Origin of the sequence: Pseudomonas sp. K8, from assembly GCF_014889455.1 — a bacterium.
GTDB classification, from domain to species: domain Bacteria; phylum Pseudomonadota; class Gammaproteobacteria; order Pseudomonadales; family Pseudomonadaceae; genus Aquipseudomonas; species Aquipseudomonas veronii.
The window spans coordinates 107,345-122,317 of record NZ_VJWO01000016.1 but is presented as its reverse complement, the minus strand read 5'-3'; the positions used below and the strand labels follow the sequence as shown (position 1 = coordinate 122,317).

General features: G+C 59.3%; 14 protein-coding genes. 8 read left to right on the top strand and 6 right to left on the bottom strand.

Annotated elements, in window-relative coordinates; all coding sequences use genetic code 11:
* From INT12_RS14205 to ahpF, 3 genes are all read left to right on the top strand, one after another.
* Nucleotides 1-999 (top strand): site-specific integrase (locus tag INT12_RS14205; protein ID WP_226926193.1); only part of this gene is annotated, 999 nt, incomplete at its 5' end.
* Nucleotides 1,000-1,132: 133 nt separating this feature from the next.
* Complete coding sequence (gene ahpC / locus INT12_RS14200) at nucleotides 1,133-1,696, top strand: alkyl hydroperoxide reductase subunit C (protein WP_010210361.1); 564 nt, start codon at nucleotides 1,133-1,135, stop codon at nucleotides 1,694-1,696.
* A gap of 116 nt (nucleotides 1,697-1,812) precedes the next feature.
* A complete protein-coding gene (gene ahpF, locus INT12_RS14195) occupies nucleotides 1,813-3,378 on the top strand; it encodes an alkyl hydroperoxide reductase subunit F (RefSeq protein ID WP_126585218.1) in 1,566 nt (521 codons plus the stop codon).
* A gap of 130 nt (nucleotides 3,379-3,508) precedes the next feature.
* Here the strand turns inward: ahpF and INT12_RS14190 are convergent, their stop codons facing one another.
* Nucleotides 3,509-4,504, bottom strand: coding sequence for an aldo/keto reductase (locus INT12_RS14190; protein WP_193039835.1), 996 nt, complete (start codon nucleotides 4,502-4,504; stop codon nucleotides 3,509-3,511).
* Nucleotides 4,505-4,609: 105 nt separating this feature from the next.
* Here INT12_RS14190 and INT12_RS14185 point away from each other — a divergent pair, with 105 nt between their 5' ends.
* Nucleotides 4,610-5,506, top strand: a complete 897-nt coding sequence (locus tag INT12_RS14185) for a LysR family transcriptional regulator (protein WP_046383531.1) — start codon at nucleotides 4,610-4,612, stop codon at nucleotides 5,504-5,506.
* Nucleotides 5,507-5,749: 243 nt separating this feature from the next.
* On the opposite strand, the gene gloA is transcribed toward INT12_RS14185, so the two are convergent.
* Nucleotides 5,750-6,271: a lactoylglutathione lyase gene (gene gloA / locus INT12_RS14180; protein ID WP_017846299.1), complete on the bottom strand. Its 522-nt coding sequence runs from the start codon at nucleotides 6,269-6,271 to the stop codon at nucleotides 5,750-5,752.
* 198 nt (nucleotides 6,272-6,469) lie between these two features.
* On the opposite strand from gloA, the gene INT12_RS14175 reads away from it, so the two are divergent.
* Nucleotides 6,470-7,006 (top strand): DUF4946 domain-containing protein, encoded by a 537-nt coding sequence (locus INT12_RS14175; RefSeq protein ID WP_046489462.1) that lies wholly within the window; start codon nucleotides 6,470-6,472, stop codon nucleotides 7,004-7,006.
* 115 nt (nucleotides 7,007-7,121) lie between these two features.
* On the opposite strand, the gene INT12_RS14170 is transcribed toward INT12_RS14175, so the two are convergent.
* The 3 genes from INT12_RS14170 to INT12_RS14160 form a co-directional block, all read right to left on the bottom strand.
* A complete protein-coding gene (locus INT12_RS14170) occupies nucleotides 7,122-7,484 on the bottom strand; it encodes a histone-like nucleoid-structuring protein, MvaT/MvaU family (RefSeq protein ID WP_017846297.1) in 363 nt (120 codons plus the stop codon).
* 196 nt (nucleotides 7,485-7,680) lie between these two features.
* Entirely contained in the window at nucleotides 7,681-9,222 is a 1,542-nt protein-coding gene (locus tag INT12_RS14165) for an EAL domain-containing protein (protein ID WP_193039836.1), read from the bottom strand.
* A 47-nt stretch (nucleotides 9,223-9,269) separates the two neighbouring features.
* Complete coding sequence (locus INT12_RS14160) at nucleotides 9,270-10,184, bottom strand: LysR family transcriptional regulator (RefSeq protein WP_046383527.1); 915 nt, start codon at nucleotides 10,182-10,184, stop codon at nucleotides 9,270-9,272.
* A gap of 78 nt (nucleotides 10,185-10,262) precedes the next feature.
* Here INT12_RS14160 and INT12_RS14155 point away from each other — a divergent pair, with 78 nt between their 5' ends.
* The 3 genes from INT12_RS14155 (at nucleotide 10,263) to INT12_RS14145 (ending at nucleotide 13,898) form a co-directional block, all read left to right on the top strand.
* Nucleotides 10,263-11,186, top strand: coding sequence for a DMT family transporter (locus INT12_RS14155; RefSeq protein ID WP_193039837.1), 924 nt, complete (start codon nucleotides 10,263-10,265; stop codon nucleotides 11,184-11,186).
* Between the two features lie 245 nt (nucleotides 11,187-11,431).
* Nucleotides 11,432-12,508 carry a 4-hydroxyphenylpyruvate dioxygenase gene (hppD, locus tag INT12_RS14150; RefSeq protein WP_017846293.1) on the top strand — a complete coding sequence of 359 codons (1,077 nt, stop codon included), beginning with the start codon at nucleotides 11,432-11,434 and terminating at the stop codon, nucleotides 12,506-12,508.
* A 175-nt stretch (nucleotides 12,509-12,683) separates the two neighbouring features.
* On the top strand, nucleotides 12,684-13,898 hold the full coding sequence (locus INT12_RS14145; protein WP_226926192.1) for a dermonecrotic toxin domain-containing protein: 1,215 nt from the start codon (nucleotides 12,684-12,686) through the stop codon (nucleotides 13,896-13,898).
* 53 nt (nucleotides 13,899-13,951) lie between these two features.
* Here the strand turns inward: INT12_RS14145 and rarD are convergent, their stop codons facing one another.
* The gene (rarD, locus tag INT12_RS14140; protein WP_169884339.1) at nucleotides 13,952-14,833 is read right to left on the bottom strand and encodes an EamA family transporter RarD; all 882 of its coding nucleotides are present in this window, start codon (nucleotides 14,831-14,833) and stop codon (nucleotides 13,952-13,954) included.
* Between the last annotated feature and the right edge of the window lie 140 nt (nucleotides 14,834-14,973).

The window sequence follows — 14,973 nt, the reverse complement described above, 5'->3', positions numbered from 1 at the left end:
GTATTATCCCGTGTCAGCGCGGTTTTCACCGTGAGTGCGCCCTATCAGCAGTACGAAAAGGCTTTCATGAGCGATCTGGATCGTTACCTCAACGCCGCTACCCGCGATAACACGCGCCGCAGCTATCGCGCAGCCATCGAGCACTTCGAGGTGAGTTGGGGCGGATTCCTGCCCGCCACCAGTGACAGCGTGGCGCGCTACCTCGTGGCCCATGCCGGGGTGTTGGCGGTGAATACCTTGAAGTTGCGCCTTTCGGCATTGGCGCAATGGCATACGAGCCAGGGTTTTCCCGACCCGACCAAGGCGCCGGTCGTGCGCCAGGTGCTCAAGGGAATTCGCGCCGTACACCCGGCGCTGGAGAAGCAGGCGCAGCCGTTGCAGCTCAAGCATCTGGAACAGGTGGTTGCATGCCTGGAAGGGGAGGCGCGCGCAGCGAGCGAAGCCCAGGACCCCGCCCGGCTGTTGCGCGCCAAACGCGACAGCGCATTGATCCTGCTCGGCTTCTGGCGCGGCTTTCGCAGTGATGAGTTGTGCCGATTGAGCATCGAGCACGTTCAGGCCGTGCCCGGGGCCGGCATCAGCCTGTACCTGCCGCGTAGCAAAAGCGACCGCGACAACCTCGGCAAGACCTACCAAACCCCAGCATTGCTGCGGCTGTGCCCGGTGCAGGCCTACAGTGAATGGCTCAGCGCTTCGGCGCTGGTCCGCGGCCCGGTGTTTCGCGGGATTGACCGCTGGGGCAACCTGGGCGAGGCGGGGTTGCACCCCAACAGCGTGATCCCGCTGTTGCGCCAGGCCCTGGAGCGTGCGGGCATTGCGGCCGAGCACTACACCAGCCACTCCCTGCGTCGGGGCTTTGCCACGTGGGCCCATCGCAGTGGTTGGGATTTGAAGTCGTTGATGAGTTACGTCGGCTGGAACGACATGAAATCCGCCATGCGCTATGTTGAAGCGACACCCTTTCTAGGCATGACCCTGGCAACTGCGCCGCTGATTTGAGGTTTCTTCTATTAATACTGTCGACTGATAGAGAAAGCCAATCGCGAGCATCAGGTTTGCCAATGAGCCATCGGCCAAGAGAGTGGGTAGGATTCACTTCATCAACTTACCAACCCCTGACGGAGAGTCAACGATGCCTATCATCAACAGCCAAGTAAAACCGTTCAAAGCGACCGCCTACAAAAACGGCAACTTCGTAGACGTGTCTGACGCTGACCTGAAAGGCAAATGGTCCGTAGTGTTCTTCTACCCGGCCGACTTCACCTTCGTTTGCCCGACCGAGCTGGAAGACCTGGCTGACAACTACGCCGAATTCCAGAAGCTGGGCGTCGAAATCTACAGCGTTTCCACCGACACCCACTTTGCCCACGCTGCCTGGCACAACACCTCGCCAGCCATCGGCAAGATCCAGTACACCATGATCGGCGACCCAACCCTGACCATCTCCCGCAACTTCGACGTGCTGATCGAAGAAGCCGGCCTGGCAGACCGCGGTACTTTCGTGATCAACCCAGAAGGTCAGATCAAGATCGTTGAACTGAACGACGGCGGTGTTGGTCGTGACGCTTCCGAGCTGCTGCGCAAAATCAAAGCCGCTCAGTACGTCGCTGCCCACCCAGGCGAAGTGTGCCCAGCCAAGTGGAAAGAAGGCGAAGCCACCTTGGCTCCGTCCCTGGACCTGGTCGGCAAGATCTAAGTCTGTGACACATCAAGGGCGGTATTCCGCACCTAAGTAAGCTGCAACCGCCCTCAAAAACGCCCGGGCGAGATTCGCTCGGGCGTTTTTTTACCAAATTCAAAGGAATCGCCCGTATGTTGGACGCCAATCTTAAAGCTCAGTTGAAGTCATACCTGGAACGGGTCACCCAGCCGATTGAGATCGTCGCCTCCCTCGATGACGGCGCGAAATCCCAGGAAATGCTTGCACTTTTGCAGGACGTAACCAGCCTCACCACGCTGATTACCCTGAAAACCGAGGGTGATGATGCGCGCAAGCCCTCGTTTTCCATCAACCGCCCGGGTGCCGAGATCAGCCTGCGTTTTGCCGGTATCCCCATGGGGCATGAATTCACTTCGCTGGTGTTGGCCCTGCTGCAAGTCGGTGGCCACCCGTCGAAGGCCAGTGTCGAAGTGATTGAACAGATTCGCGCGCTCAAAGGCGAGTTCAACTTCGAGACTTACTTCTCGCTGTCATGCCAGAACTGCCCGGACGTGGTCCAGGCGCTGAACCTGATGGCCGTGCTGAACCCGAACATCAAGCATGTGGCCATCGACGGCGCGCTGTTCCAGGCCGAAGTCGATGAGCGCCAGGTCATGGCCGTGCCAAGTGTCTACCTCAACGGTGTGAACTTCGGCCAGGGCCGCATGGGCCTGGAAGAAATCCTCGCCAAGCTCGACACCAGCGGTATCGAAAAAGCCGCCGAGAAGATCAGTGCCAAAGCCGCATTCGATGTGCTGGTGGTCGGCGGTGGCCCGGCCGGTTCGGCGGCGGCTATCTACGCTGCGCGCAAAGGTATCCGTACCGGTGTGGCGGCCGAGCGTTTTGGCGGCCAGGTGCTGGACACCATGTCCATCGAGAACTTTATCTCGGTACAGGAAACCGAAGGGCCGAAACTGGCCAGCGCGCTTGAAGCTCATGTGCGTCAGTACGACGTGGACATCATGAACCTGCAGCGTGCCAGCAGCCTGGTGCCGGCGAAAAATGCCGGTGACTTGCACGAAATCCGTTTTGAAAGCGGTGCGACGCTCAAGTCGAAGACGGTGATCCTGGCTACCGGCGCCCGCTGGCGTGAAATGGGCGTTCCGGGCGAGCAGGAATACAAGGCCAAGGGCGTGTGCTTCTGCCCGCACTGTGATGGTCCGCTGTTCAAGGGCAAGCGCGTAGCGGTGATTGGTGGCGGTAACTCCGGCGTCGAAGCGGCCATCGACCTGGCCGGCATCGTCAGCCACGTTACCTTGCTCGAGTTCGACAGCAAGCTGCGGGCTGATGCTGTGTTGCAACGCAAGCTGTTCAGCCTGCCGAATGTCGACGTGATCACCAGCGCACTGACCAGTGAAGTTAAAGGCGATGGCCAGAAAGTCACCGGCCTGGTGTACAAGAATCGCGACAATGGTGAGTTCACCACCATCGGCCTGGAAGGCATCTTTGTGCAGATCGGTTTGTTGCCCAACACCGATTGGCTCAAAGGCACCGTCGAACTGTCGCCCCGGGGCGAGATCATTGTCGATGCGCGTGGCGAAACGTCACTGCCGGGTGTATTCGCTGCCGGTGACGTGACCACTGTGCCGTACAAGCAGATCGTGATTGCGGTGGGCGAGGGCGCCAAGGCTTCCCTGAGCGCGTTCGATCACCTGATCCGGACCTCGGCGCCGGCCTGAAGTCCGCGCCGTAAATAAAAAAACCCCGTGTGTAAACATGGGGTTTTTTATTTCAGGATGGTTTCGGTAGCGTATTTTGCTGGGCTACGCCACTGCCCGATACACAAGGTCTGCACCTTCAGTGCGGGTTTTATTTCTGAGACATCACCTCAAACGCTGCTGGGTATCGGTCGCCCGAGATGTTTTCGGGCGAGAACGTCGCTTCGAGCCAGGTGCATTCCTCTTCGGTCAATTTCAGGCGGGTCGCAGCGACGTTCTGCTCCAGATGTTCGAGGCGTTTCGCACCGGGGATCGGAATGATGTCGTTGCCCTGGGCCAGCACCCAAGCCAGGGCGACTTGCGCAGCGCTCACTCCTTTTGCGGCGGCGATTTCTTCGATCACGCTCACCAACCTGCGGTTTGCCTCGACGTGCCCAGGCTGGAAGCGCGGCAGATTGTGTCGGAAATCTCCCGCTTCCAGCGTGGCGGTAACGGGCGCCTTGCCGGTCAGGAAGCCGCGGCCGAGCGGGCTGAACGGCACGAAAGAAATGCCCAGCTCGCGGCAGGTGTCGAGAACGCCATTGGTTTCGACATCACGCGTCCACAGAGAATATTCGCTCTGTAACGCGGTGATCGGGTGGATGGCATGGGCTCGGCGCAGCGTATCGGCAGAGACTTCGGAAAGGCCGATCGCGCGGACCTTGCCCTCGGTGACCAGTTCGGCCATTGCTCCGATACTCTCTTCGATGGGCACCGCTGGGTCGACACGGTGCAGATAGTAGAGATCGATGACGTCGGTATCGAGGCGCTTGAGCGAAGCGTGCGCGACGGCCCGGGCATTTTCGGGACGGCCATCCGTTCCGGTGATTTCACCGAAATCGTTCCGATCCCGGTTGTAGATGAAGCCAAACTTCGTCGCGATGACCACGCGTTCCCGATACGGCTTGAGCGCCTTGCCCAGAAGTATCTCGTTGCGATACGGGCCATAAACCTCGGCAGTATCGAAGAAGGTTACGCCAAGTTCGACTGCACGATGCAGTGTCTGGATTGAACTGGCTTCATCTTGGACGCCATAGGCCTGGCTCAGTCCCATGCAGCCCAAACCGATGGCCGAGACGTCGATTTTGCCTAATTTGCGATGTTCCATAACGTGTTCCTCTGTGAAGTTAGCCGGAATACGAACAGGGTAGAGCGAGCGACTAGTACTGATAATCCGTGCAAGCGAGATTGTGTTGATCTAAAATTTAGAACAATGGACAGAACACAGCTTTCCCAACTCGTCGTTTTCGTCGCCGTCGCCAAGACAGGCAGCTTTCGCGCGGCGGCCGATCAACTCGGCATCGCGCCTTCTGCGGTCAGCCATGCGGTCTCCACGTTAGAGGGCGCCTTGGGGCTGCGCCTATTGGCAAGGACCACGCGCTCGACACGCCCGACAGAGGAGGGCGAACGCCTTCTGGCACGGGTCACAGGCCCCCTCGCCGAAATCGAAACCGGGTTCGCGGAAGTTACGGAGGATGCTGTTGCGCCTTCTGGTCCCTTACGGATCACGATGCCGCTCCTCGCTGTCCAGGAAGTCATCATGCGTCGACTGCCGGCATTCGTGGCGCTCTATCCTGCGATTGAGCTCGACATTCGCGTTTCGGATACGTTTGAGAACATAGTCGAGGAAGGGTGTGACGCCGGGATCAGGCTCGGGGAGAGCCTGGAGATCGACATGATCGCGGTACGTGCTGGTGGGGCACGGCGCGGCATGATCGTTGGAGCCCCGGCTTACTTCGCCGGGCATCCCAAACCTCTGCACCCCCGCGACCTGGCCGCACACAACTGCATCCGCCGCAGGTTCCAGAGTGGCCGTATCTACCGCTGGGAATTGGAGCGCGACGGGCATGCCGTCAGTGTCGGGGTGAACGGCAATCTGATCCTGCCACAGCAGGAACTGATGAGGCAGGCCGCCCTCGACGGCATTGGGCTGGCTTTTTTGTTTGAGGAAAGCGTTTTGGCCGATGTCCGCGCAGGCAGGCTGATTTCCGTCATGGAAGAGTGGTGTCCACCCTTCGATGGCTTTTATATCTACTATCCTTCCCGGCGACTGATGCGTCCTGCATTGCGGGCCTTCATAGAATTCTTCCGTTATGGAGAGTCTGCGTAACACGCCATTCGCGGCACGCTTGGGGATTGCGCGATGACGTCCGCCGGCCTGGGTCGTTTCATTGCGGTTGCCGGGGCTTGGTTCTGACATGCCCAAGCGTGCAACCGCTGCACACCCATATGGCCCCCAGCCCACCAAAGCGCCAGTGCTTCAGTGAGCGGAGGGCTGCGCCGTGTAGGTTTTCTTGGCGTCTCATGTCCTCACGCTAGGCGTGGCATCGGACATTTTGATGGCGTCGGATTTTTACAGCGGCGTGGGCTGAATGATCTCAACCCAGTAAGCGTCCGGGTCCTTGATGAACGCCAGGCTTTTCATGCGGCCATCGCTCAGGCGCTTCTGGAAGTCGCAGCCCAGGGCTTCGAAGCGCTCGCACGCGGCCACGATATCCGGCACCGAAATGCAGATATGGCCAAAGCCGCGTGGGTCGGTGTTGCCGTTATGGTAGGCGAAGTCGGCGTCGTTTTCGGTGCCGTGGTTGTGGGTCAGTTCCAGGATGCCTGGGATCGAGTTCATCCACTGGGTCCGCTCGGCGGCGTCTGCGGGGATCCGGGCCTTGTCCACCAGTGCGAGGAAGTACAGGCTGAATTCGGCTTCCGGGAAGTCGCGCTTTTCGAGCAGCGAGAACCCGAGGACGCGGGTGTAGAAATCCAGGGATTTGGTGATGTCCTTGACCCGCAGCATGGTGTGGTTGAACACGAAGTTCGACGTGGCGGTGTCAGGCTGGGCGGTGACGCCCGGGAAAGTGTTCAGATCATGCAGGCTCATGGGCCCTCCAGAAAAAAATGGGGCAAACGCGGCGTGAGATGAGCGGTGCGTTCCCTTGGCTTGCGGCAAGCATTCGTGCGGCTGGGCCATGATACGCAACGCCCGCCCGCCGCGCCAAATGAAAAAGCCCACGCAGGCCTTGCGAGCCGCAGGGGCTAGGCCGCAAACTTCGGCGCTTGAACCTGGGATGTTTTTGTAATGAGCGAATGTCGTACAGCGTTGTTGAGCACGTTGTGTTTGTTCTTGGGTAGCCCTATGGCGCTGGCGGCCGAACCGGAAATTCACTGGCCCAGCGGCTGGCAAATCGAGGAAGTGGAGCCTGCCGGGGAGACGCCCGCCAACACTCAACCGGTGTCTCGGCAACGGGCAATCAAGAGTGATGAAAATGGCGCGACAGTGATGGTCATGGAGTTGACGGGCACGCCGATCGAGGCCGGGCATGCCGTCAATCTTGAGGGCGTGTTACTGGAAATGCGCAAGTCCATCCAGAAAGACTTTGCCCAGGGTGGCTATCAAAGTGTGTGCAGCAAGATGCATCCTACAACATTGAGTCGTCTTGAGGCGCTGGAAACTACTTGTGTGATTACCGAGAACGGCCGTCACGTACTCTCGCAAACATTGGTGGGCGCTGTTGATACCGATAAAGCCTTTGTTTTTTCATACGCAGGGCAGGCGCAAGCATACGAAGCGAGCAAGGATGAAGTCCGTTCGGTGCGTGACAGCCTGAAACTTTGAAAAGGCCCCACGGTAAGCGTTTTTGAACAAAGTGAAATGTTATTTAAGTTCGCATTCGAACGTTTAAACCAAAAAAGCCCCGCTGTTGCGGGGCTCTTTGCAAGTGCGTTGTCGATCAGCCGCGAAGCCAGGAATCTACAGTGGCAGCGCCGTACTGTTCTTTCCAGGCTTTCAGGCCGCGGTGGTTGCCGCCTTTGGTCTCGATCAGTTCGCCGGTGTGCGGGTTTTGGTAAACCTTGACCACGCGTGCGCGACGCTGTTTTGGTGCGGTGGCGACCGCTGCGGCCTTGCCTGGGTTAGGGTCAAGGATGGAAATGATATCGCGCAGGCCCTTGCCATAGCTCTTCATCAACGCTTGCAGCTTTTCTTCGAATTCGATTTCTTTCTTCAGGCCAGCGTCGTTCTTCAGGGATTCCAGCTGGGCAAGCTGCTCTTGAAGGGCTTTTTCTGCTGCGCGAAATTCGGCGAGTCTGGACAAAATCTTTACTCCAATAGTGTATTTGGCTGATATCAACTGCAGATAACGCTATAAGCCAAGAGCTGTAAGGCGACTCAAGAAAGAAGCCTTCCTGCGAGTTCTGCACAGGTATGAAAAATTGTAGTAGTTAATCCGTCACGAGTAAATCATGTCTTTAGCTAATTAACACTCTTTCATCGGCGCGGTAGATGGCTATTCAATGGCTGATCAGGGATTTAATGAACTCGTCGCAGGGCAGCGGGCGCCCGAACAGGTAACCCTGCAGGAAATCCACGCCTTGTGCCGCCAGGTATTCACATTGCTCGATTGTTTCCACGCCTTCGGCAACGATGCCCAAGTCGAGCTTGCCGGACAGCTCTATGATGCTGTCCAGAATATGCCGCGAGAGTGCATCTACACCGATCATGGCGACAAAGCTTTGATCGATCTTCAAGTAGTCGACATTGAAGTTGCGCAAGTAGGCCAGGCTGGAGTGACCGGTACCGAAGTCATCGATTGCAATCATCACGCCCAGTTCATGCAGCGCATCGAACAGGCGGCGGGTGATGTCCGTAGGGTTGATCAGCTCGCGCTCGGTCAGTTCCAGCACCAAGGTTACCTGGCCAGGCGGGAAGGCGGCGAGAAACTCGCGACAGTCCTGCACCAGCGCCAAGTCCTGGCAATGACGCGCGGTGATATTCACGCCGATATGGAAGCCACGGGGAAAACGCTCGGCATGCGGCGCCAGTTGCGCTGCCGTCTGGCGCAGCACCGCGCGCGTCATGGGCACGATCAGGCCGCAATCCTCGGCCAGCGGAATGAACAGGTCCGGCCGCACCAGGCCCTCCTTGGGGTGGTTCCAGCGCATCAAGACTTCGCAGCCGGCCCACTCGCGCGTATCGCCGCGTACCACCGGCTGGAAATAGGCGACGAACTCATTGGCACCCAGGGCCCGTTGTAGCTCGTGGGTCGGGGCCGACGAGCGTTTCTGCAGCCAGTGAGCCAGCCCGCCCGCCAGTACACCGAAGAACACCACCAGGCTGAACAGCGCCGGGTAACGCTCTTGCATATAGCGCCAGGTTTCCCCGTCCGGCATGCCGGCGTCGACACTGTAGTGATAACGCGGCGACACCAGATGGTGATGGGCCACGGCAAATACCGGCAACGCCGTGTCCTGCACCTTGCCGTCAGCGCCCATCCAGTGCGGCCCTACCTGCAGGACCAGCTCTGCATGGCGGCTGATCAGGCGCAGGGCATTGGTCAGGTGGTAGCCGTCAATCGACGCAAAGGCGCCTTGATCGCCGTCGACCAGGCGGTATACCAGCAGCGCGGTATCCGGTGTGACCGGGTTGCCATCCATCAACCACAAGCGCCCATCGACATAATCGCCCGGGTTGACCAGCGATTCATAACCGCCGCCGAACAAGGAGCTGCAATAGATGTTCTTCTGCCAGGACAAGGTGGTTGCCCGTACAAACGGCCGGCGTGTGACTTGCTCGCGCAGTGCCAACTGCACGCCGCTGTCACAGGGCTGACCGGCCAGCGGCAGCAAGGCCTGGGCGGCGAGGGCGGTGTTGTCGAGCATCAGGTCGAACTGGCGCACCGCTTCCTGGGCCATCTGCGCGGTACTTTGTTGCAGCGTGCGTTCAGCCTGCCAGTGCAGGATGAGTATGCCCAGGCCGATTGGCAGCAGCGCGCTGAGTGCGCTGATCAGGTAGCGGGTGGCGCGTTTTTGCGGGCCGTTGACGGTCAGGGGCATGGGGCGAGCGGTCTGTGGTGGGAGGCGGAGCGCCGCAAGGCGCAGGATTAACTCGATGATAGATGGCCGGGCTCAATTAAGCTCGCCGCGGCAGAGAAATCCACGCTTTGTGCAACTTGAATAAAGGCCAGGGTCGCCGGTGTCGACTGGCGTTGATCCAGCACCGCCAGGCCAACTTCGCGGCTGACCGGCGGCGACAGCGGGCGCACGGTGTAGCGCGCATCCGGCGTTTCGGGCAGCGACGCCTGCGCCACCACGCTGACGCCGTCGCCGCGACTCACCGCTTCCAGGGTGCTGAGCAATTGCGAACAGCGATAACGCACATTCGGGGTCAACCGGGCGCTGTCGAACAGTCGCGAAACCAGTTCCAGCGAGCCGGCTTCGGTGAGGATGAACGGGTCAGTGCACAGCGCCTTCAGTGCCACGCAAGGGCGTTCGGCCAAGGGGTGGGCGGCGGGCAAAAGGGCGACCATCTGGTCTTTGAACAGCGCAAACGTATCGAATCGTTCGTGCTCCAGTACCACAAACCCGACGTCGATACGCCGCTCATCCAGCCATTGGATCACTTGGCGATCCGGGCCTTCGTCGACATGCACTTCAATGCCCGGATGCTGTAGCCGATAGCGCTTTAGAATGCGCGGCAGCAGGCGATTGGATGAGGTGGGGCCGAAAGAGCCGATGCGCAGCGTACCGCGTTTCATCCCGCGCGCGTCGCAGGCTTCCTGCTGCAAGGTGTCGGCCACGCCGAGTAACGTGCGGGCGCGCATCAGCAGTTGCCGGCCGATATCGCTGAGCTCGATTGGGGACTGATGGCGTCGAAACAACTCCACCCCCAGCTCTTGCTCCAGGGCTTTGATCGCATGGGACACGGCAGACTGACTGATCCCCAGGCGAAGGGCCGCACTGGTGAAACCTTGCAGTTCGGCGACCCGCGAGAATATTTCCAATTGCGTGAGGGTCATGAGTATTTACTCATTTTACGATGATTGATCATTAGCTGGAGGATACGCCAATCCTACAGGCCACAGAGCAACCCGCCGATGACATCTTCCCCCGACCGCTCGACTTATCTGAAGCTCACCGCTGTGACCATGATCTGGGGCGGGACCTTTGTGGCCGGCCGCTACCTGGCGGCCGACCTTGACCCGCTGCTGGCCGCGACCCTGCGTTTTCTATCGGCGAGCGTTGCACTGTTGCTGTTTATGGCCTGCGCACGCGTGCGCCTGACTCGCCCTGACGCCAGGCAATGGGTGCGCCTGGCCGTGTTGGGTTTTTTCGGCATCTTTTTCTACAACCTGTGCTTCTTTTACGGCCTGCATTACATCAATGCATCGCGAGCCTCCTTGATCGTGGCCCTAAACCCCGCAGTGATCGGCGTGGCTTCATGGTGGCTGTTCAAGGAGCGCCTGGGCGCGGCCAAGTGGCTGGGGATTGCCTTGTGCCTGGTCGGCGCGGGCACGGTGATTGTCAGCCGCAACCCCCAACTGCTGCAGGCCGCAGCCAACGCGTGGGTCGGCGATGTGCTGATCTTCGGCTGCGTGGTGGGGTGGGGCGTGTACTCATTGTGTTCCCGTGAGCTCAACCAGAGCCTGGGCGCGTTGCAAACGGTCACGTGGTCGATTCTGCTGGGGACAGTAATGCTGACGGCCACCACCTTCATCAGTGGCAGGATCAGCCTGAATGCGCTGGCCGCCGTGCATTGGCCGCAACTGTTCAGCCTGTTGTACCTCGGGGTACTGGGCTCGGCGCTGGCGTATATCGGCTGGTACGACGGCATCCGCCGAATCGGCGCGACCCGCGCCGGTGTGTTTATCGCGCTGAATCCGCTGACCGCCGTCATTTGCGGCGCGGCGTTGCTGGATGAGCGACTGACTCTGCCGATGCTGTTGGGCGGCGCGGTGATCCTGCTCGGTATTTACCTGTGCAACAAACCCCTTGCTCCGAGCAGGCCAATGGGGATTTGATAAGAGTACGGACAAACGCTGTTACGCTGTGTAGAATCGATTTACGCATACAAGAATATGGACTTGCGCTCACGCAAGCCTCAGCCGTCAGAGACTGATGTACCCATGAAGCTACTCGGCTCCCCCCTCATCTTCGGTGACTTCCTCGCCCGCAGCGTGCGAGGTCTCTCGTGTGCGCCTCCCTCCCACTTCATCCTTGCTGGCAATTGACATCCGTTCATCCCAAGAATGAAGAGGCGCCGAAAATGGCTGACCAATACGAAAACCCAATGGGCCTGATGGGCTTTGAATTCATCGAATTCGCATCACCCACCCCAGGCACCCTGGAGCCGATCTTCCAGATCATGGGCTTCAGCAAAGTCGCGACCCACCGATCCAAGAACGTCGACCTGTATCGCCAGGGTGAGATCAACCTGATTCTCAACAACGAACCCAACAGCATCGCCTCCTACTTCGCGGCCGAGCACGGCCCATCGGTGTGCGGCATGGCGTTCCGTGTGAAGGACTCACAAAAGGCCTACAACCGCGCCTTGGAACTGGGCGCCCAGCCGATCCATATCGACACCGGGCCGATGGAGCTGAACCTGCCGGCGATCAAGGGCATCGGCGGCGCGCCGTTGTACCTGATCGACCGTTTCGGTGAAGGCAGTTCGATCTACGACATTGATTTCGTCTACCTCGAAGGCGTAGAGCGCAACCCGGTCGGTGCCGGCCTCAAGGTCATCGATCACCTGACCCACAACGTGTATCGCGGGCGCATGGCCTACTGGGCCAACTTCTACGAGAAGCTGTTCAACTTCCGTGAAGCGCGCTATTTCGATATCAAAGGCGAGTACACCGGCCTGACCTCCAAGGCCATGAGCGCCCCGGACGGCATGATCCGCATCCCGCTCAACGAAGAGTCGTCCAAGGGCGCCGGGCAGATCGAAGAGTTCCTGATGCAGTTCAACGGTGAAGGCATCCAGCACGTGGCGTTCCTCACCGACGACCTGGTCAAGACCTGGGACGCATTGAAGAAGATCGGCATGCGCTTCATGACCGCGCCGCCGGATACCTACTATGAAATGCTCGAAGGTCGCCTGCCGAACCATGGCGAGCCGGTGGACCAACTGCAAGCGCGCGGCATCCTGCTCGACGGTTCGTCCATTGAAGGCGACAAACGCCTGCTGTTGCAGATTTTCTCGGAAACCCTGATGGGCCCGGTGTTCTTCGAATTCATCCAGCGCAAGGGCGATGATGGCTTCGGCGAGGGCAATTTCAAGGCGCTGTTCGAGTCCATCGAGCGTGACCAGGTGCGCCGCGGTGTACTGAACACCGACTGATCACCTTCTCGTCACAACAAGCCCGGTCGAGGTCGCCTCTGCCGGGTTTTTTTGTACGCCAGGTGTGAGGAACCGTATTTCGAGCCGCGTCCACAAAGATGGCAGGGCCGCAGGAAACCTCCTGTGCCTTGATGCAGGGATGCCGAACTTCAGTAGTCACGTCGGGATACATTTTATGATCAATACATCCTATGCAAGCCAACATCCGCTTACCCCTTACGCGCAAAACGAGCCCGCAGTGTCCACTCGCCGCATCCGCTCGACCAGCGACTCGGACCCAGTCGACCAGGCGTTTCAAAACTACATGGAGCGCATACAGTCAGAGTTCCGCGACGGTTCGCTGAGTGCCGGCGGGCGAGCGCTGGCGACTGCCGTCGTAAGGCCTGGCAAACCGGGAGCACCCGGTGTGCAGGTGTCGACCTTTGCCGTCGATGGCGTACAAGCCAAAGACATCGTTATGGCCAAGCGCACGCCGGCGACCGCCGAAGGGCCGAACTTTCTGATGTATTTGCCGGAGCAAGAAGGTCAGTCGTTTCACGCATTCAACACCCGTGAAGAAATGACAGCCTCGCTCAAGGCGACGCTCAGCGATCCAAAGAAGGTGGACCAGCTTGCCGCACACTTCTCCAGTGACGCGGCGCCAAAGCAAGTGGAGCGTGTCAAGCGGGTGCTGGAAAAGTTTGCCGCTGGCGATCCCAATGCGGTGGTCGGCAGTTATGGGTATGAGAAGGGGGACATCTTTACGCGCCTGGACAAAGACGCCAGCACCCCGCCGGTGCCGGTCAACGGCCTGACCGACACGCGCCTCCACAACCTATCGCCGGACGGCACAGCCACCTACGTCGGGACGCGCGCGGATGGCAATAAGGTGCTTTATTATTATGACGGTTACGGCAACCTGCATGGCGGTAGCAAGGATGGTCCCTACTTAGTGCGTAACGGGCTGAACAATAACGACCCGCTCGTATTGATGACGCCCAAGGAATACAAAGCGGATCTCGGTAATCTTCTCCTGAGCAATGCGGGCGCCAATGATCTGAATGGGCTCTACGACGAGTTCCTCAAGCAGCTCAGAAACCCTGGCCATGGCCTGGGGACGGCGCTGGAGGCGTTGGGCGTTCCTGAAGACGTGGCTTATTCTATCGAAAAAATCGCCAAGAACCCGGTCACAGGCACGTTGCTCGAGCTGAACCAGGGCAATCGACTGGGCAATCTGTTTGGCGTCAAGAAAGAAGTGATGGATGCCTCCCTGGAAGAGATAGGCAATCAAGTGCAGAGCGACATCCCGATTTACAGCTCAAGGCGCGAGCAACTGAACGCCTTGGCCGACCTGTTGGAAAAGCAGTTTGGCACGCCTGTTCAGCCAACAGTCCAGGTGCAAACCCGCTGAATGGCGGCGCAGCCCTGAGCAGGAGGGCATGGATGCCCCCCACGCTCTCGCGCTTATGCCCTGCGTTGGCGCACCAGGTGCTTGAAGCCTTCGTACACCAGCACCATCACCGCCAGCCAGATCGGGATGTAGGTCAGCCATTCGCCCGCCTTGATACCTTCACCCAGCAGCAACGCCACCCCCAGCAGCAGGACCGGCTCCACATAACTGAGCAACCCGAACAGGCTGAATGCGAGCAAGCGGCTGGCAATGATATAGCTCACCAGCGCCGAGGCACTGATGACGCCCAGCATCGGGATCAATGCGTACAGTTTCGGATGGGCCTCCATCACCGCAAAGCCCTGTTCGCCGCTTTGCACAAACCACCAGGCCACCGGCAGCATCAGCGCCATGTCCAGCCACAGCCCGCCCAAATGGTCGGTGGTCAGGTATTTGCGCACCACGAAATAGACCGGGTAACCGATGATCACCACCAGCGTGGCCCAGGAAAAACCACCGACCTGATACAGTTCGTTAAGCACCCCAAGGGCTGCAAAAAATACCGCGATCTGTTGCAGCCGCGACAAGCGTTCGCCGTACACCAGGCGCCCGGTCAGCACCATGGTCAGCGGCAGCAGGAAATAGCCCACCGACACATCCATGCTGCGCCCATTCAGCGGCGCCCACATGAACAGCCACAATTGCACGCCGAGCAGCGCCGAGGACACCACGATGCCGCCAATCAGTCGCGGCCTGGCCGCCAGCATCCGCAGCACGTCCCATACCCGTCGCCATTCGCCGCTGATGAGCATGAACACCGTCATGCACGGCATGGTGAGTAACATGCGCCAGCCGAAAATCTCCAGGCCACTCAAGGGCGTCAGCAGCGACGTGAAGTAATACATCACGGCAAACAACACCGAAGCCAAGACCGATAACACAACACCTTTAGACACGCTGTCCTCGCGAAAACCGTTGGATACAAAAGAGGGGGGATTTCAGCAGGGGAATATAGTGCTTTTGGCGTCAGAAGGTGGCTCTGTTTTGGGGCGTTTCATCCAGGTTTGCTCACTGCCCTTGGCTGGAGGGCAGTGAA

Coding starts and splice junctions, on each gene's coding strand:
- ahpC (WP_010210361.1), top strand. CDS start 1,133: ATGCCTATCATCAACAGCCAAGTAAAACCGTTCAAAGCGACCGCCTAC.
- INT12_RS14185 (WP_046383531.1), top strand. CDS start 4,610: ATGGACAGAACACAGCTTTCCCAACTCGTCGTTTTCGTCGCCGTCGCC.
- ahpF (WP_126585218.1), top strand. CDS start 1,813: ATGTTGGACGCCAATCTTAAAGCTCAGTTGAAGTCATACCTGGAACGG.
- hppD (WP_017846293.1), top strand. CDS start 11,432: ATGGCTGACCAATACGAAAACCCAATGGGCCTGATGGGCTTTGAATTC.
- INT12_RS14190 (WP_193039835.1), bottom strand. CDS start 4,504: ATGGAACATCGCAAATTAGGCAAAATCGACGTCTCGGCCATCGGTTTG.
- INT12_RS14160 (WP_046383527.1), bottom strand. CDS start 10,184: ATGACCCTCACGCAATTGGAAATATTCTCGCGGGTCGCCGAACTGCAA.
- INT12_RS14145 (WP_226926192.1), top strand. CDS start 12,684: ATGATCAATACATCCTATGCAAGCCAACATCCGCTTACCCCTTACGCG.
- INT12_RS14165 (WP_193039836.1), bottom strand. CDS start 9,222: ATGCCCCTGACCGTCAACGGCCCGCAAAAACGCGCCACCCGCTACCTG.
- INT12_RS14155 (WP_193039837.1), top strand. CDS start 10,263: ATGACATCTTCCCCCGACCGCTCGACTTATCTGAAGCTCACCGCTGTG.
- INT12_RS14175 (WP_046489462.1), top strand. CDS start 6,470: ATGAGCGAATGTCGTACAGCGTTGTTGAGCACGTTGTGTTTGTTCTTG.
- gloA (WP_017846299.1), bottom strand. CDS start 6,271: ATGAGCCTGCATGATCTGAACACTTTCCCGGGCGTCACCGCCCAGCCT.